Source organism: Undibacterium sp. Di26W, assembly GCF_049340265.1.
In the GTDB taxonomy this organism is placed as follows: Bacteria; Pseudomonadota; Gammaproteobacteria; order Burkholderiales; family Burkholderiaceae_D; genus Undibacterium.
This window is the reverse complement of the sequence record NZ_JBMPOR010000004.1, coordinates 1-17,910: the sequence shown is the minus strand read 5'-3', so window position 1 is coordinate 17,910 and position 17,910 is coordinate 1. Positions and strand designations below refer to the sequence as shown.

Here is a 17,910-nt window from a genome sequence, read left to right as displayed (position 1 = left end):
GTATTGGCAATGGCACCGGGAGCAAAGCAGATTTTCAATCTGCTGTCGCGCCCGCATGCGATTGTTTTTATTCGTATGAAAAAATCGAACCCAGTTTATCCATGCGCTCCAGCGCCATGCCAGAACCGCGCACCACGCAAGTCAACGGGTCTTCTGCCACGATGACTGGCAAGCCGGTTTCTTCCATCAGCAAACGGTCCAGATCGCGCAAGAGTGCGCCGCCACCGGTCAGCATCATGCCTTTTTCGGCAATATCTGCACCCAGTTCTGGCGGTGTTTGTTCCAGCGCGTTTTTAACGGCGGATACGATGTTGTTGAGCGGGTCTGTCAGGGCTTCCAGAATTTCATTGCTGGAAATGGTGAAAGAACGCGGGATGCCTTCGGACAGGTTGCGTCCCTTGACTTCCATTTCCCTGACTTCGGAACCGGGGAAAGCCGAGCCGATCGCTTTCTTGATTGCTTCTGCGGTTTGCTCACCGATCAGCATGCCGTAATTGCGGCGGATGTAATTGACGATGGCTTCATCAAACTTGTCACCACCAACGCGTACAGAACCTTTGTAGACCATGCCACCCAGGGAAATGATACCGACTTCGGTCGTACCGCCACCGATATCAACCACCATGGAACCGGTTGCATCAGACACCGGCAAGCCGGCACCGATCGCCGCCGCCATCGGTTCTTCAATCAGGTAGACCTGGGAAGCACCCGCGCCCAGTGCCGATTCACGAATCGCGCGACGCTCAACCTGGGTAGAACCGCAAGGTACGCAAATGATGATGCGCGGCGAAGGTTTGAAAAATTTGGTATCGTGCACCATGCGGATGAATTGCTTGAGCATCTGCTCGGTGACGGTGAAGTCGGCAATCACGCCGTCTTTCATCGGCCGGATGGCTTCAATATTGCCAGGCACCTTGCCCAGCATCTGCTTGGCTTCCTTACCCACCGCCTGGATGGTTTTTTTGCCGTTAGGGCCGCCTTCCTGGCGTATTGCCACAACGGACGGTTCGTCGAGTACGATACCCTGGCTGCGAACATAAATCAGCGTGTTGGCTGTTCCCAGATCGATCGCCAGATCATTTGAAAAATAACTGCGTAAAAAACCAAACATGTATTGTCCTGTATTTAACTGATTGTGGGCACGCCCATGTTTTGAAGGAACGCGCTACCGAACTTTTAGCCCCAGGCTCACCTGTCACCTGCCTGCCGTCATCTGTCCAAGCGACTATCTGAACAAGTTAAGGGATTTTAGCGAGGCATTTGGGGCATTAACCCGGCATTCTACCTTATAATCTGTATAAATTTATTCGATATCAACACCAAAAATTCAGCTTTCTGTTGACTATCGGTTTTTGTATTTTTTGATACTCTTTTTCGCGCAGCTTTGCGCCCCTGACCTATGTCGCTGACACTTGAAGATGTGATAAGAATTGCCAATCTGGCAAAAATAGAAACCTCAGAAGCGGAGCGAATCTCCACCCTGGAAAAACTGAATGGCATTTTTTCGCTGGTAGAGCAATTGAAAGCCGTTGATACCACCGGCGTTGCCCCGCTGAGCCACCCAATCGCGGCGCTGTTGCCAGAGCTGGCATTGCGCCTGCGTGAAGACGTGGTCAGCGAAAGCAATCATCGCGAAGACTACCAGAAACCCGCGCCTGCCATCCAGGATGGCCTCTACCTCGTACCCCAGGTTATTGAGACTGAATAAGCCTTACATTCACTTATGCATACCAAGACTATTTCGCAATTATCCGCCCTGCTGCACAGCAAGCAGGTATCTGCCACTGAACTGGCCCAACATTACCTGGCACGTATTGCTGCCAGTGACCTGAATGCCTTCCTGCATGTCAATCCGGAATTGACATTAAAACAAGCTGCTGCGGCTGATGCACGCCTGGCCACTGGCGATGCTACGACACTGACTGGCATCCCTATCGGGCACAAAGATATTTTCGTGACGCGCGACTGGCGCTCAACTGCCGGTTCACACATGCTGGAAAATTATGTCAGCCCTTTTGATGCTACCGTGGTTGATCTGTTCAACAAGGCTGGCACGGTCACCCTGGGCAAGCTGAACTGCGATGAATTTGCCATGGGTTCATCGAATGAAAATTCCTATTTCGGTGCGGTAAAAAATCCCTGGGACAAGACTGCCGTCCCTGGTGGTTCTTCCGGCGGTTCGGCAGCAGCGATTGCTGCACGCCTGGCACCTGCTGTCACGGCGACCGATACCGGTGGTTCCATCCGTCAACCGGCTTCGTTTTGCGGCGTGACAGGTATCAAGCCTACCTATGGCAGCGTATCACGCTATGGCATGATCGCCTTTGCATCTTCCCTGGATCAGGGTGGCCCTATCGCCCAGACGGCTGAAGATTGCGGCATCTTGTTGAATGCCATGACAGGCTTCGACGCCAGGGATTCCACTTCGCTGGAACGTAAAAAGGAAGATTTCAACCGTGACCTGAACAAGTCGCTGCAAGGCCTGCGCATAGGTGTGCCGAAAGAATTTTTCTCTGCAGGCTTGGCAGCGGATGTGGAACAGGCCGTACGCGCTGCGTTGGCAGAATATGAAAAACTGGGTGCAACGCTGGTGGAAATTTCCCTGCCGAAAACCGAGTTGTCCATCCCTGTGTATTACGTTATTGCACCGGCAGAAGCGTCTTCGAACCTGAGCCGCTTTGACGGTGTGCGTTATGGTCATCGCGCGGCAAATTACGAAAACCTCGAAGACATGTACAAAAAATCGCGGGCTGAAGGTTTTGGTGCCGAAGTCAAGCGCCGTATCCTGGTCGGTGCGTATGTGCTGTCACATGGTTACTATGATGCCTATTATTTGCAGGCACAAAGAATACGCCGCCTGATCGCGCAAGACTTTGCTGCGGCCTTTGAGAAATGCGATGTCATCATGGGGCCGGTGGCACCGACAGTAGCCTGGGACCTGGGTTCCAAGGCGGATGATCCTGTGGCCAACTACCTGGCGGACATTTTCACTTTATCGACCAGCCTGGCGGGCTTGCCCGGCATGTCCATCCCTTGCGGCTTTGGACAAGGTGAAAAAAATGCGAAACGCCCGGTCGGCTTGCAATTGATCGGTAATTATTTCGATGAAGCGAAATTATTGAATGTCGCGCACCAGTTCCAGCAGGCGACAGACTGGCATGCCCGCGCACCGCAATGAACTTGAAATTCCTCCTGGCTGGTGCCATGTACCTGCTATGCAATCTGGCATCGGCACAGGTGCTGGATACCCGCGTAGTCTGTACTCTGACCCAATTGGAAGATGGCGTTGGTGAACGTCTGATACTGAGTGATCAGGCACGTTTCCAGTTAAACGGTACGCAGATCACCGAGTTTCAATGGGAATCATCAGTTTTTCGCACCAATCACGGCCATGAATGCAGTATCGACATGAACGATGGACTGGAAGCAGAACTGACAGACAAGGGTTGGCGTATCAGACTCAAGGATGCGATGGCAGCCAGGACTAAGCGTGGTTATGATTTTGACCGCGGTTATCAATGCAGCATACGTCTGGAACAGGAAGGCGATGCGCTGCATATCAAGCCCAGTTGCCCTACGCTGTGTGGTTCACGCAAGAATTTTTCAGCACTGACGGTGGATGTGAAAACCGGCAGTTGCAAGTATGATCAATAAAATTAATTGATGCGCCTCTTATCCGGTTTCCTACCCAGTTTCTTACACCGGTAAATAGCAGGCAACATCAGGCAACAAGACAAGGAATTATTATGCAATGGGAAGTCGTTATCGGTTTTGAGACACATGCTCAACTCAAGACCCACTCAAAAATTTTCAGCGGTTCGTCGACACAGTTTGGTGCCGAACCGAATACCCAGGCCAGCCCGGTTGATCTGGCCTTGCCTGGTGTATTGCCGGTCATGAACAAGGGCGCGGTAGAAAAAGCCATACAGTTTGGCCTGGCGGTAGGTGCTGTTGTCGCGCCGGAATCCATCTTTGCGCGTAAAAACTATTTCTATCCTGATCTGCCAAAAGGCTATCAGATCAGCCAGTTTGAAATCCCGGTGGTGCAAGGTGGGTTTGTCCCTTGCGTCTTTGAAAAAGATGGTAAGACGGAATTCAGGAACATCGAATTGACGCGCGCCCATCTGGAAGAAGATGCCGGCAAATCCACGCACGGCGCAGCCCAGAACATGACAGGCATAGACTTGAATCGTGCCGGCACACCTTTGCTTGAAATCGTCACAGAACCGGTCATGCGCAGCGCCGTTGAAGCGGTTGCCTATGCCAAGGCCCTGCATTCGCTGGTCACCTGGCTGGACATTTGTGATGGCAATATGCAGGAAGGTTCTTTCCGCTGCGATGCAAACGTTTCTGTACGCCCGGTTGGTCAAAAAGAATTTGGCACGCGCTGCGAAATCAAGAACCTGAACTCTTTCCGCTTCCTGGAAGAGGCGATCAATTATGAAGTGCGCCGCCAGATTAGATTGATTGAAGATGGTGGCAAGGTCATTCAACAAACGCGCCTGTACGACCCGGATAAAAAGATTACCGTGAAGATGCGCGACAAGGAAGATTCGATGGATTATCGCTACTTCCCTGATCCCGACTTGCCACCACTGAAGATCAGCCGCGAATGGGTAGAACAAGTACGGGCCACCATGCCGGAACTGCCATCTGCCATGCGCCAGCGCTTTATCGAGCAATATGGTTTACCCGAATATGATGCCACTGTGCTGACGCAATCCAAAGGCATGGCCACTTATTTTGAAACCGTGGTGACCATCGCCGGTGCAGCACAAGCCAAACCAGCCGCCAACATGATGATGGGTGATGTGGCAGCAACCCTGAATCGCGAAGGCCTGGACATCAGCGCCATCCCGGTAACGGCAGCGCAGTTGGCCGTGCTTTTGCAGCGTATTGCCGACGGCACGATCTCTAACAAGATTGCCAAGGAAGTGTTTTCTGCAATGTGGCAGGCACCGACAGCGGATGCCAATCTGGCAGATCAGGTGATTGAAGCCAAAGGCCTGAAGCAGATTTCTGATGTTGGTGCGCTGGAAAAAATCATCGACGAAGTCATGGCTGCCAATCAGCAATCTGTCGACGAATACCGCGCGGGTAAAGAAAAGGCGTTCAACTCTCTGGTCGGCCAGGCGATGAAAGCGACCAAGGGTAAAGGCAACCCGGCCCAGGTGAATGAATTACTGAAAAAGAAACTGGCGGGTTAATCAAGGCTGGCATAAAAAAAACGCAGCTTGTTAGCTGCGTTTTTTATTTGCTGCTTGCCAAGCCAGGCCGTGCTGATCTGGTGAACCTGGCGAGCAAGGATTAATTCATAGGTGAAAAGTAAGCTGATACAGTCTGCAAATCATCCATCGTCAAGTTACCTGCAGCCACGCGCAATTTCAGGAAGCTGATGAGGTAGTTATATTTTGCTTGCGCCAGATCACGTTTTGTTGCCACCAGTTGCTGTGCTGCATTCAGTACGTCCAGATTGATACGCACGCCCCCTTTGACGCTTTGCTTGGTCGCTTCCACCAGCAAAGTTGCCGAGTTGACTGATTTCTGCAAGGCCTCGATTTTGTTGACACCCGTCTGCATGGCGTTGAATTGCTTGCGCAATTCGATGGAAATCCTGTTGCGTGTTGCATCCAGTTCAGCCCTGGCCTTGTCGCGATTGGCGACCGCCTGATTGCTGATCGCGTTCACGTAACCACCCGAATACAAAGGAATGACCAGTTGCACACCAATGCTTTTGACCGTCTGATCCTGACTGCGGTTGACCAGACTGTCGGATATCGAACGGTTGTAACTTGCATTCAATTCCAGGCGTGGTGAATGGCCAGCCTTGCTCTTGTTGATTTCCTCTTCAGAAGCTTCGATCGAATATTTACCGGCAATAATTTCAGGATTGCTTTCATTCGCGATATTCATCCACTCGTCAAAACTGGCGGGTACCACTGACATGATATGAAAATCCGGACGCAAACCGTCAAGCTGCGTCACTTCCGCCCCAACGATGGCTGCCAGGGTATTACGTGCTGTCAGCAGATTGTCTTGCGCTTCAATCACCTGTGCTTCTGCAACATCGAGCTTGGCCTGGGTTTCCAGCATGTCTGTTTTGGTGCCTTCACCTTTTTCAAACATGCGTTCATTGATGCGTTTCTGTTCTGCATAGGCATTGCGCTGTGCGCGGAACAGTTCTACCTGGTCTTCAGCATATTTGGCATCGGCGTAGGAAGCAACCAGACGTATCATCAGATCCTTACTGCGTGCGGTAAAAATCGCATCGCTGTAATTGGTCTGGGCAATACCCTGCCTGTAACGAGCTGTCGTATCCAGACTGAACAAGGTCTGGCGCAAGGACAGCGTATTCGTCAGGCTGGTGTAATCATAGTTATTGGTGATAGTCGGAACACCAGGCTGTATCGATACATAAGGATTAGGCTGGGTAATCTCAGCCTTATTCTTGGCCGTGCCATAGTTATACTGCACGGTAGGCAGTAAGCCAGCGCGGCCTATCTTCCTGAATTCCTTGCCTGCGATGTTTTCCGACACCGCCGAGCGGTAGGTCGGATCATTCACCAGAGCTGATTCATACGCCTGCATCAGGCCTATCGCCGACGCCGAACCGGCAGACAACAGGCAGATACCGCAAGCAGCCGCAACCAGTTTAAGACGCATCCTGGATGTAGTCATGATCAATCCTCCGTCATCGCGGTTTTGGCACGATCAATCACTGGCTTCAGCAGGTAATTCATCATCGTGCGGTCACCCGTGCTGACGAACAATTCTACTGGCATACCCGGACGGATGTTCAGGGTTGCAACCAGCTTCATGCCTTCAGGAGCAACTTCAGCACGTACTTTGTAGAATGCCTGGCCGGTTCTTTCGTCGACAGTGCGGTCAGCTGATACCTGAGTAATGATGCCGGGAATATGCGGTGTGGTATTGGTATTGAAGGCAGAGAAAATCAGCTCTGTCTTCAGGCCTTTGTGTACCTTGTCAACCAGATTTACTGGCAACATCGCTTCAACAATCAGCTTGTCATCTTGCGGAACCAGTTCCATCAATTTGAAGCCGCTAGGCACTACCGCACCCTGGGTAAATACATTCAAACCAACGATGGTGCCTGCTACCGGTGCTTTGACGAAGACATTGCCCAGATCAAAATCCAGCGCAGTCAAACGGTTTTGCAGGGATTCTGCTTCTTTCTGCACATCCGACAACTGGGTGCGGATTTCTTTTTGATAGTCTTGCTGACGCTGCAATTTGCGCAGGGTAATTTCAGTCACCTGACGGGATACACGGCCCATGGTGCCTATGTCTTCAGAAATGCTGCCATTCACCTGGGCATAAGTACGCTCCATATCCAACAGGCGGTTACGGGCAATATAACCATCTTTGGCCAGATCACGCATGCCGTCGAGCTGTTCTTTGAGGAACACCAGTTGCTGCTTCTTGCTGACCATGGATTCTTCCAGGCCTTTGAACTGCGACTTCAGGCCACTGATGTTTTCATCCAGCGCACCCAGTTCACTTTGTATGGAGATTTGACGTGTAGTGAACAATTGTTGCTGCAACAGCATATTGCTGGCTACTCGCGGATCATTCTTGGCTTCATCCAGTTCTTTAGGGAAACGGATGGCCTTGGCATTTTCGCGCTCGGCAGTCAGACGTGCCTCGATGGCCTGCGCCGTGAACAATTGTACACGGGCGATTTCTGCCGCAGATTTGGCGTTGACGTTGTTCATCTTCAATAAAACCTGACCAGCCTGAACCACATCACCATCCTTGACCAGGATCTCATCCACGGTACCGCCAGTCTGATGCTGAATGACCTTGCGGCTGGATGCCACAGCCACGTTACCGCTCATCGGCACGCCCTTGTCCAGCTTGGCCAGCGATGCCCACAACAGGAAGCCGACCACGCCAACCAGGATGATGATCCATCCCAGGCGAGAGTAGCTACGTGCATCCGTATTCACTTCCAGCACTTCTACAGGCCGGGTTGCCACATCGGTGACTATGTTTTTCTTAACCAGTGCGTTTTTCATGATTATTCCTGTTCCGCTGTAGCATCCGTTTGTGCCAGGACGCTGGCATCAATTCTTGCTTGTGTATCTGCCGGAGGTTCCGACGCTGCAGACTGCAGACCGCCCTGAGCTTGCGCCTGCTGTGCTTCTGCCTGCTGCTGCGCTGCCGCCTGCGCTTGCTGTGCTTGTTGCAACTGCTGCTGATTAGCCTGATTGAGTGCAGCCAATACCTGATCACGTGGGCCGAAAGCCTGGGCAGCGCCATCGCGTAACAGCAGCAATTTGGTAGTAGCACCCAGGATGGTCGTGCGATGGGTGATCAGCACGATGGTTTTGCCACGCTGACGCAAATCGTTAACCGCCATCACCAGTGCCTGTTCACCGACATCATCGAGGTTGGAATTCGGTTCATCGAGAACCAGCAGCGAAGGGTCGTCATACATGGCACGCGCCAGGCCGATACGCTGTTTCTGGCCACCTGACAAACCTGCACCACCGTCACCCAGGCGGGTGTCATAGCCCTGAGGAAAATGCAGGATCATGTCATGCACGCCGGCGCGCTTGGCCGCCAGGATGACTTTTTCTGAATCCACATCACCAAAACGGGCAATGTTTTCTGCGACGCTACCGCCAAACAGTTCAATGTCTTGCGGCAGGTAACCGATATTCGGGCCCAACTGGTCTTTATTCCATTGATAGATATCGGCACCGTCCAGACGCACTTTGCCGACAGCGGCAGGCCACACACCCACCAGCAATCGTGCCAGTGTTGATTTACCAGAACCTGAAGGGCCGATCACACCCAGTACATCACCTGGTTGCAATGCGAAACCAAGACCTTTCAACACGACCACAGTAGAACCTGGAGCCGCTGCTGTGACGCCTTCAACAGACAGGGCACCTTGTGGTTTAGGTAAATCCATACCGGCCTTGCGAGCAGGATTTGCGCCCAGCAATTCATTCAGACGGTCATAGGCACTCTTGACACTGCTCCATTGTTTCCAAACACCGATCAATTGATCGATAGGACCGGTTGCCTTACCCAGCAGGATGGAACCGGCAATCATCATACCTGGTGACATTTTGCCTTCGATTACCAGCAGCGCACCAAAACCCAGTACCAGCGACTGTACCGAAACACGTACAAATTTACTGATCGCGGTGATAATGCCGGACTTTTCACTGGCTTCTGCCTGCAATTGCAGGAAACGGCCATGCAATTTGAACCAGCGTGACATCAGATTAGGCAACATGCCCATGGCTTCAATCACTTCTGCATTACGCAAGTTGTTGGTGGCCAGATTGCTGGAAATAATCGCCATGGCATTCGCTTCTGCCAGAGGTTTTTTGGACACCACTTCATTGGCATACGCCAGGATCACCATGATGATCACCGCACCCAGAGCGAACAAACCGAGGTAGACGTCAAACATGAAAATGACCGCCAGGTAAATTGGGAACCAGGGTGCATCAAAGAAGGCGAACAAACCGCTACCAGTCAGGAACTGGCGAATTTGCGTCAAATCCTGCAAAGCCTGGCCGGCATTACCGCCACCACGTTTCAGGTTTTGTTCAAACGCTGCGGTATACACACGCTTGTTCATTTGCATGTCTAGCTTGGCACCCAGGCGTATCACGACGAAGCTGCGGATATATTCCAGCGCGCTCATCAATGCATAGGCACCCAGCATCAACATGGTCAACATCAGCAAAGTAATTTCATTGCGGCTTTGCAAAACGCGGTCATATACCTGCAACATATACAGGGATGGCGCCAGCATCAGTAAATTGATGATGGCACTGAAAATGCCAACGGTTCTAAATGCACTCCTGAAAGTCATCAAGACTTGTGCAATTTCAGTTTGTGGGGCTTTAAGTTTCGAGATCATTTGTATTCTTTGCACATTCAAGTGCTAAAAACAGCCAATTTAATTGGGATACCGCCTGATGCCACGATGAAGATGCACGGTCACTACATGTCACTATAGTGCGCTTCAAGACAAGGCCGCATTATCCCTGTTCACAAATCAATTAAATGTGACCTACATCACATTTTTCGAAAGCGTAACACAAGTAAATTTGATTTTAAATGTGTTTTGTTGGCGCTTCTTTGCAAATTTCATATACCCCCCCCTGTATATAGATAATTTCCAACGAAATTAGCGACATACTCCCACATCCTGCCATTTTATTTTTTTTGAAAAAAGAAGGGGGAAATGTAAAGAACGACCATAGACAGGCTATTTCCGAGAGAAAATATTCGACATTTTTGTGATCAGAGTCACAGAAACCATGCATAATTTCATGTGATGAAGGGGTAGCGCCTATGCGGTAGAAGTCGGACACCAAATAAAAAAACGCCCCACAATATCCGTTGTGGGGCGCGAGTTCTTAATGGTCTTGCTGGCTATAGATTTATTTTAACTCAATTCCGGCCGTGTTTACCAGCGATTGTTCCGATATATCCACAGCATTGTTAACTTTTGTTTCGGTTGCCAGGCGCTGCACCCATTCCAGCTGTGCGGGCAGGCAAACGCGCTGCAAATCATAAAATTCCCGGGCAAAACGCCTTGCACTGGCCCCCAACCTTTGTCTGGCATCAGGCTGGTCCAGCAAGTCACACACTTCTTTTGCCAGCCCTGCAACGTCGAAGAAATTCACCAGGCGACCAGTTTCATCGTGATGTATTGCTTCGCGCAGAGGTTGTGTATCGGATGCAACAATGGCACAACCGGCACTCATGGCTTCCAGCAAGCTCCATGACAGCACAAAAGGGTAAGTCAAATAAACATGCACCCGTGACAACTGCAGCAAGGGAATAAAGTGCTGGTAAGAAATAATGCCCAGGAAGTGAATGCGCTTCAGTGTTGTTTCTGGCATCAGGTGCTTCACTTCATTGAAGAAGATATCTTTCCAGGATTGCCCGGTAGCGGATTTGGCACCATAGCTGACGTCATCGCCTCCCACCAGCAAGACCCGGGCATTAGGACGTTCGGCCAAGATCTGTGGCAAGGCGCGCATGAAGATATGGTAACCGCGGTACGGCTCCAGGTTGCGATTGACGAAGGTAATCACCTCATCATCGCGAGTCAGGACCAGGCCATTACCCAGGCTCATGGATACTCCCGGATCAGGAACAATCAAATCGGTATTAATGCCGTCATGAATGACACTGATACGCTCCCGGAATGAACTGGGGAAGGTACTGGCTTGCCAGTGTGTCGGTGAAATGGCCGCATCTGCCAGTGGCATATTGAGCAGGTTGTTAATATTCTTGAGCCGGACCTTGCATACCTGATCGATGGAGTCTGTGGGAAATTCCGGGTCAAACCCGACATCGGCCCCGCTGGGGTGATAAAAGAATTCGCCATAGACACCCATTCTGGCATTCGGCCAGACTTCTTTCAGGAACAAGCTCTCGCCCCAACCCGGATGGGCAATGATGATATCGGGGCTAAATCCTGCTTCACGCAATTGCAGGGCAGCACGCATGGCCGCTTCGCCACGGATGACCTTGGGTTCACTGTCTGCCAGCCAGGGGTGAATCTCTTTCGACGTTCCGCGCGCCACCTGATAGGAAACGATTTTCACGCCATTCCATAACGCTGGAGCGTTTTTCTGCAACGTCAGGGCCAGGACTTCATTCGACGCATCGGCCGCTAACGCTGGTGCCAGATGGGTGAACTGAGCCGGGAAGTTTTGATGAACAAACAGTATTTTCATGGTGCGGATAGGCAGGATAACGAACAAACTTGATTATCACACTATAAACGTCAAACAGCGCATTGACTTCAGTGATTATGCTGAAAACCAGGTCAATCTAGCCTGCACCGATTGCAGATAGGTAGGCGTTTGCATGCTTTCAGCACGCCGTCCGGGCGCAAATGATGGTCATGAATATGCCATTTCTGGTTCGACCTGGCATTTCCGCTATCAGTCACGAAAAACATAGCCAGAACATCCATGCACTATTGCATAGCTTGCAGTTCCCAAGATATCCCTGGAGTTAATGACTCCTCGGGGACGTCTCGCAGGACAGGATTTTTTCGCATCGCGACCTATGCAGAGCCGCTTATTTCAGCTGGGCGCGCAATAGACTTTCCATTTCAGAGATCGGTCTGGCATTCTTGCTGGCAACCGCCCACAAATCAAACGCTGCTGCGCGTGAGGCAACGACTACGGTTTTGAAACCTGCGCCAGCCAGGACATTCATCAATACTTTTTGGGTAAATCCGCAGCGATGTGCCATGTACAGATTACCTTTTTCCATGGCGGCTCTGTGGCCATACAGGATATCCAGCGGTGAAATCGGTCCGGCAGGTGAAATATAGGCGGGTTCGAGCAATTTGTCTTCGGCAACCAGCTTGCAGACTGACATTAAATCCGGGCAAGTGACGACGAAAATACCATCATCCTTCAGCACACGTAATATTTCTTTCAGGGCGACAGCGACTTCATGCGGATACAGGTGTTCAATATTGTGTGAGGAGTAGACAGCATCAATGGAACCGGTCGCCACCGCGCTCATATCGGTCAGTGTGCCCTGTATATCCGGGTTTACCCTTACATCAATATCAAACCGCACTTCCTGCCAGTCATCGGATTGGAAATACGGTGTAGTTCCTGCCTTGTTTTGCGGCCCGCAGCCAACATGGAGTAATTTCAAACTATTCATTTGAGAGCATTGAGCCAAAGAAAATGGGGCAAACTTTGCCCCATTTTGACGTCACTCACGACAACATGTCAATTATTGAACCTGGTCTGGGCGAGAAGAAGCCAGAGCCACTTTCGGCAGGTGACGGAAAGAAGCCCAGTGCAGCTCCAGCAAGGCCATCAGGCCGTTACGTACCCAGCGTGCCAGGGTCGCATCGTCAAGGGCCATGACTTTTTCGCGTTCAACCACACGGAAACCACCAATCACATGTACTTCATGGCCTTCGCGGAAACTCAGGTCTTTGGAGGCCAGAACGCCGCTTGTTTCCAGTTCGTTCATTACCGCACGGCCTTCGCGCAGGTTTTTTTCATACGTGTTGAGCAACTCAATCACTTTATCGAAATAAGGATTCAGTTCAGACTTGTCTGTGAATACCAGTTCGCCTTCTGTGGTATTGAATTGCGGCGCATCCATATCCGCCGCCAGCAAATACTCGTCCGTATCGCCAACGCGACCCAAAATGAATGGATAACGACGTGCATGTACCGGTACATAGGTACCGAGCCATTGATTTTTTTCATTCAGGAACACATTACGCTCTCTTAAGCCGAGAACCGCAACCGCATTCAACAAGCCATTAGGCGTGAACAGAACAGGGTAAAACTCGGCTGCTTCTGCAATTTCTATTGGAGCCAATGGTGCAGTAGCCAAGCTACGTGCAAACGCAAAATCGGCTGCGGGTTGAAAGCGTAAAGAGCCATGCAGGGTCTTGTCCAGGGTTTGAGCATTTAGAAACATTTTTACAACTCCAAAAAATATACTCACATTTAAAATGGCTAGCACTGCAAAATAAATCACTGCATTGGTGCTGATCACTTCACTTGTTGCTGACTCGCGCACTCTAGATGTTTTACTAGATCGTCGCTAACAAATAAGGGCGCGCTTAATAATTTTCAAGCGCTGAGCGCATGTTTATTTTTAACGTCTTTACTTATCGTCCCTAAAGGGACCAAAGCCCAACACGTTCTCAATAAACATAAGGCCCATCCCTTTAAAGGAGATGGGCCTTAATTTGTGTCACTACTCAGCTACTTTTTGATGTTGCCTAAAAAGTAGCTAAGGTCACAACACGTTTTAACTACCTGTGTTATTAAGCAACAATAACGATATCGGCAGCTGTTATTACTGGGAAACCATTCAAGGTTGCAACAACAATTGCAGCACCAGCACCAGTACCATCTGCATCATAAGACAGAACACCATTTGTGGTGTTGTAGTCAAATTGTGCATTGGTACCAACAGCAGCACCGCCAGCAGCAGCAACGAACTCAGCTGCAACAGAGAAGCCATTGCCGACAACAGAAGTCAAGCCAGCAAACAAGGCTTTGGAGACTTGCAGTTTATCTTCGCCTGCAGTGAAGGTTGTGATTTGATCGGCATTAACTGCGAGATTTGCCAAGACTACTGTCTGTGCTGTACCGGCAGTCAATGTGATCAAATCAACACCGGCACCGCCAGTGATTGTTGTAACGAAAGCTCCAGAAGCGATTGTATCGGCAGCAGAACCACCAACAATCAATTCATTCGCTACACCACCAGTGATATTGAACTTGGATACTGCTCCGCTTGCATTGATAGAGGAAGCTGTACCTGTCACTGTCACTGTGTCAGTTGCATGACCACCAGTGAATGTAACAGCACCGTTGCCGGTAGCTACACTGAACGCATTGTCAACTGTGTTATCAACCAAAGCAACAGACAACGTACCAGTTTCGCCAGTCGCAATCAAATTGGAAGACAGATTAGTCACATTCAGTGCTGCGCCATTGGTTGCAGCCAAAGTCAACGCGACTGTATCTGGAGCCAAAGCTGCTGCGTTGACAGTGAAACCAGTAGCGATTGCCTTATATGCCAGGGAGGAACTTACTGTAGTCACTGCATTTGTAGACAGCTGTACAGTACGGAAACCTGCGATTGCTGCAAAAGTATCCAAATTGTGAGTATAACCACCGACAACATTCAATATTTCGAAGTTACTCAACAGTGTTGCATCCGCATCAGTAAAGCCAGCTGCTTTAGTAGATACATAAGTATCTATACCGTTACCGCCGTTAGCTTTAACAGTAGCTGCACCGAATGTCACAGAGTTAAATGTGTCGTCGCCGTCACCCAGGTTCAGAGTTTCAGTGGCAACGGAAGTTGCTGTCAAAGTGATTACGTCGTTACCAGCAGCAGTATTAACGGTGACTGTACCGTTAGCGCCACCAACAAATGTAACCGCGTCAGATGCTGAACCACCGTTCACTATCAACGCAGCGTTATTATTAGACGTCATGGTAACAGAGTTGATCGTGTTATCCAGTTGCAGAACTTCCACACCACCTACTGCGACGCCATTGATAACGTTACCAGTCACCACTGACAACGCTGTTACCGCACCAGTGAATGCCAGTGTATCTGTCGTTGCTGTACCGAAATTAATCACATCACTAACCGTCAAGTTGGCTTGTGTTGTAGTCAATGTGGTTGCTGCATTGATGGTTGGCGTTGCGTAAGCAATACCACCGAAGTTTGCATTCAACAGACCAAGTGTTGCATTGTTGAACAGATCAACACCGTTCGTCAATGTGTTAGGCGAAGTCAGGGCAGCATTTCCGCCGTTCGTTGGCGTCAGGCCGACTGTACCAGCACCAGCGGATGCACCACCAGAAACTGTCACTGCGTTGGATGTGGTCGTGTTGTTCACGCCACCACCCGTTGCATTGGACTGATTGACTACGTCAAATATCAACGAGCCGCCTGTAACAGAGATCAGGGACAGATCGATGTTATTGGCGCCAACGATATCATCAACGATCGTCAGTTGATGCACCATGCTGCCACTGAAAGTGATCACTGGTGTGCTCAGGCTCAATGCTGTACGAGCAGCGACCAGGCCAGCGTACTGAGAAGCCGTGATGACCAGAGCAGAGTTCGCTGCAATGGTTTCAATACCGGACAATGTAGCACCTGCCAGGTTCAGCGCACCGTAAGTGACCAGTGTATCGTTACCGCCACCCAGGTTGATAGTGTCTGTCACTACACGTGCTACAGCAGTTGCTGTAGATTGTGCATTCACGTTCACACCGTTTTCTGTTGTAGCGTAGGTACCGGCAACATAGTTACCCAGCAGCACAACGCGGTCAGCACCAGCACCCAGGCTCAGGAAGTTGGCGCCACGGGCCAGTGTGACGTCCAGTGCAGATTTGTCTGTCAAGGCACCTGCATCGATGGACACGCCAACTGTTGCACCAGTAACGTTGATGTTGTCGATCGCACGAATCGTCAGACGTTCGATATGCGTGGTGTTGTTAGACGCTTGGTAGCTGTCAACCAGGGCATCAACGATGGTGTCATTCAACTGGATTTGGGACACTTGAGTGATCGCTGTGTCGTTGGTCAGTTCAATGTTACCGATGTTTTTGATGCCGTTGAAGTCGCCGATGGATGCGTTAGTTGCATTACGCAGTTCGATGACGTCGTCGTTTTTAAACGTGTTGTTGGTGGTGTTGTTGTCCACAGCACCGCCGTCAATAGCGTGGGAGCCATTGAAGTTGGCATCAGTGAAGATGATGCGGTCAGCTGTACGGGATGCACCTTCTTCGCCGTTGTAGCTGAAGCGGCTTGTGGCGCTCAGGGTACGGGCATCGATAACGGCTGCACTTTCAATACCTGTACCCGCTGTGTCAGCAGTGTTATTGGCATCATTGGCTGTATCGTTGTCATTCACGATGGCCAGTACACCGCCGTTGTTGTTGGCAGCGATCAGGGCATCGGTCAATGTCAGACGGTAGTTACCAGCACCGGCAGTACCAGCGTTGTTGGAAGTACCGATCAGACGGATGGTTTCGAAACCAGAAACGTTGGTCCATTCAGACGCGCCCAGAGCGATGGTGTCGCCCAGGTTAGCACCTGTCAAATCACCGTCGATCACCAGCGTGTCGCCTGTACCTGCGCCACCGGCTACGGTGTCGGAGATAGACAGACCAGCACGTGTGTCCTGGATGTTATCGAAGATCACGGTGTCGTTACCGGCACCCATGGTGATTTTTTGTGCGCCATTCAGTGCTGCTACGTTGGTAGATACACGGATAGTGACGTTGGCCAGTTCTGCGGAGGCATCGATGGTTGCGGCAACCAGTTTGACTTGGCCAGCTGTCAGGGACAGGTCAACTGCACCTGTGATGTCTGCTGCTGCTGCACCAGTGACGTCGATACGTGTCAGGCCGCCATTGGCGCCAGCTGTGGTTGTATCGAAGTTGATGAAGCCGCCTGCTTTACCTGTACCAGCTGCAGTACCGATCGTCACGGTGCCTGTGTGCGCAGCAACGCTACCCAGGGCAACAGTGTTGCTTTCAGAATCAGCATCAACGATGGTCAGGTTTTCAGCTGCGCCTGTAGTCAGGGTGAAGTTGAAACGTGGATCGGTGTTCAAGCCTTCTACGATGGTCACGGCAACGGTGTCGCTAGTGCCGGTGTCTGTGGCCAGACGGGCATTGAGTTGACTTTGGCCGATGCCGTTGGAACCTGTGTCACTGTGCTGGATGGAGATGTTGGCGGCTTGCGCTACAGTCAGTTTGTTCAGGGCAAATATGGACGTACCCGCTACTGGTGCGGAATCCAGTGGAGCAACTGCATTGGTGTTGGAGACGTTGCGAACCAGTACGCCGGTGACATCTGGCAGTTTGCTGAAGTCGATGGCTTGTGATGCATTGTTCAACAACATTTGCACGGCTTCAACTTTGGTGATGACGCTGGAGGTGGCTGTGACGTTACCGCCATTGACCACGATCAGTGTGTCGTTACCATCGCCACCAGTGATGCTGTCGCCCGCTTCGACGGTGTCAGCCAGGATGAAGGTGTCAGCACCTTTGCCGCCGATGATGGAGACGTCCTGGGTTTGACCCGATGTGTCTGCTTTACCAGTGGTGAAGATGCCGTTGCCCAGGTTGATCAACAGGTTGCCGGTGAAAGCGGATGCATCTACTGTGGACAGACGACCTGCAGCTTGCAGGATGCCGCCTTGGTAGTTGACGGATTCAATCGTGCCAACCGCTGCGTTGACGACGTTGGTGGTAGAACCCAGGTTCAGGTTGGTGTTGCCTGTGATGATGACTTTACCAGCAGAGCCTGTGTCCATTGGCAGGTTCAGTGTGCCGATGAAGTTGTTGGCGCCTGCGCTGTTGACTGTCAGTGTTTCGT

At 50.9% G+C, this 17,910-nt stretch carries 12 protein-coding genes; 4 read left to right on the top strand and 8 right to left on the bottom strand.

The window, feature by feature from the left end:
* Positions 1-67: 67 nt before the first annotated feature.
* Complete coding sequence (locus ACO0LM_RS06175) at positions 68-1,111, bottom strand: rod shape-determining protein (RefSeq protein WP_422983775.1); 1,044 nt, start codon at positions 1,109-1,111, stop codon at positions 68-70.
* Positions 1,112-1,399: 288 nt separating this feature from the next.
* On the opposite strand from ACO0LM_RS06175, the gene gatC reads away from it, so the two are divergent.
* The 4 genes from gatC to gatB all read left to right on the top strand — a co-directional run bounded on the left by gatC (position 1,400) and on the right by gatB (position 5,207).
* Entirely contained in the window at positions 1,400-1,708 is a 309-nt protein-coding gene (gene gatC, locus ACO0LM_RS06170; protein ID WP_423035291.1) for an Asp-tRNA(Asn)/Glu-tRNA(Gln) amidotransferase subunit GatC, read from the top strand.
* 15 nt (positions 1,709-1,723) lie between these two features.
* Positions 1,724-3,178: an Asp-tRNA(Asn)/Glu-tRNA(Gln) amidotransferase subunit GatA gene (gene gatA / locus ACO0LM_RS06165; RefSeq protein WP_423035289.1), complete on the top strand. Its 1,455-nt coding sequence runs from the start codon at positions 1,724-1,726 to the stop codon at positions 3,176-3,178.
* Positions 3,175-3,654, top strand: coding sequence for a hypothetical protein (locus tag ACO0LM_RS06160; RefSeq protein WP_423035288.1), 480 nt, complete (start codon positions 3,175-3,177; stop codon positions 3,652-3,654). Before gatA ends, ACO0LM_RS06160 begins: the two co-directional genes overlap by 4 nt.
* A gap of 86 nt (positions 3,655-3,740) precedes the next feature.
* Positions 3,741-5,207 (top strand): Asp-tRNA(Asn)/Glu-tRNA(Gln) amidotransferase subunit GatB, encoded by a 1,467-nt coding sequence (gatB, locus tag ACO0LM_RS06155; protein WP_423035850.1) that lies wholly within the window; start codon positions 3,741-3,743, stop codon positions 5,205-5,207.
* A 100-nt stretch (positions 5,208-5,307) separates the two neighbouring features.
* On the opposite strand, the gene ACO0LM_RS06150 is transcribed toward gatB, so the two are convergent.
* From ACO0LM_RS06150 to ACO0LM_RS06120, 7 genes are all read right to left on the bottom strand, one after another.
* Positions 5,308-6,678 carry a TolC family outer membrane protein gene (locus ACO0LM_RS06150; RefSeq protein ID WP_423035286.1) on the bottom strand — a complete coding sequence of 457 codons (1,371 nt, stop codon included), beginning with the start codon at positions 6,676-6,678 and terminating at the stop codon, positions 5,308-5,310.
* A 2-nt stretch (positions 6,679-6,680) separates the two neighbouring features.
* Positions 6,681-8,036, bottom strand: a complete 1,356-nt coding sequence (locus tag ACO0LM_RS06145) for an HlyD family type I secretion periplasmic adaptor subunit (protein ID WP_423035284.1) — start codon at positions 8,034-8,036, stop codon at positions 6,681-6,683.
* A 2-nt stretch (positions 8,037-8,038) separates the two neighbouring features.
* Positions 8,039-9,904, bottom strand: a complete 1,866-nt coding sequence (locus tag ACO0LM_RS06140) for a type I secretion system permease/ATPase (RefSeq protein ID WP_423035282.1) — start codon at positions 9,902-9,904, stop codon at positions 8,039-8,041.
* Between the two features lie 526 nt (positions 9,905-10,430).
* Positions 10,431-11,738, bottom strand: a complete 1,308-nt coding sequence (locus ACO0LM_RS06135; RefSeq protein WP_423035280.1) for a glycosyltransferase family 4 protein — start codon at positions 11,736-11,738, stop codon at positions 10,431-10,433.
* A 349-nt stretch (positions 11,739-12,087) separates the two neighbouring features.
* Entirely contained in the window at positions 12,088-12,681 is a 594-nt protein-coding gene (locus ACO0LM_RS06130) for a class I SAM-dependent methyltransferase (protein WP_423035278.1), read from the bottom strand.
* A gap of 81 nt (positions 12,682-12,762) precedes the next feature.
* Positions 12,763-13,467 carry a SapC family protein gene (locus tag ACO0LM_RS06125; RefSeq protein ID WP_423035276.1) on the bottom strand — a complete coding sequence of 235 codons (705 nt, stop codon included), beginning with the start codon at positions 13,465-13,467 and terminating at the stop codon, positions 12,763-12,765.
* A gap of 352 nt (positions 13,468-13,819) precedes the next feature.
* Positions 13,820-17,910: beta strand repeat-containing protein (locus tag ACO0LM_RS06120; protein WP_423035274.1), on the bottom strand; the 4,091-nt coding region annotated here is incomplete at its 5' end.

What these genes read in the sequence shown, in the direction of transcription:
- ACO0LM_RS06175 (WP_422983775.1), bottom strand. Translation starts at nt 1,111, where the DNA reads ATGTTTGGTTTTTTACGCAGTTATTTTTCAAATGATCTGGCGATCGAT.
- gatC (WP_423035291.1), top strand. Translation starts at nt 1,400, where the DNA reads ATGTCGCTGACACTTGAAGATGTGATAAGAATTGCCAATCTGGCAAAA.
- gatA (WP_423035289.1), top strand. Translation starts at nt 1,724, where the DNA reads ATGCATACCAAGACTATTTCGCAATTATCCGCCCTGCTGCACAGCAAG.
- ACO0LM_RS06160 (WP_423035288.1), top strand. Translation starts at nt 3,175, where the DNA reads ATGAACTTGAAATTCCTCCTGGCTGGTGCCATGTACCTGCTATGCAAT.
- ACO0LM_RS06150 (WP_423035286.1), bottom strand. Translation starts at nt 6,678, where the DNA reads ATGACTACATCCAGGATGCGTCTTAAACTGGTTGCGGCTGCTTGCGGT.
- ACO0LM_RS06145 (WP_423035284.1), bottom strand. Translation starts at nt 8,036, where the DNA reads ATGAAAAACGCACTGGTTAAGAAAAACATAGTCACCGATGTGGCAACC.
- ACO0LM_RS06140 (WP_423035282.1), bottom strand. Translation starts at nt 9,904, where the DNA reads ATGATCTCGAAACTTAAAGCCCCACAAACTGAAATTGCACAAGTCTTG.
- ACO0LM_RS06135 (WP_423035280.1), bottom strand. Translation starts at nt 11,738, where the DNA reads ATGAAAATACTGTTTGTTCATCAAAACTTCCCGGCTCAGTTCACCCAT.
- ACO0LM_RS06125 (WP_423035276.1), bottom strand. Translation starts at nt 13,467, where the DNA reads ATGTTTCTAAATGCTCAAACCCTGGACAAGACCCTGCATGGCTCTTTA.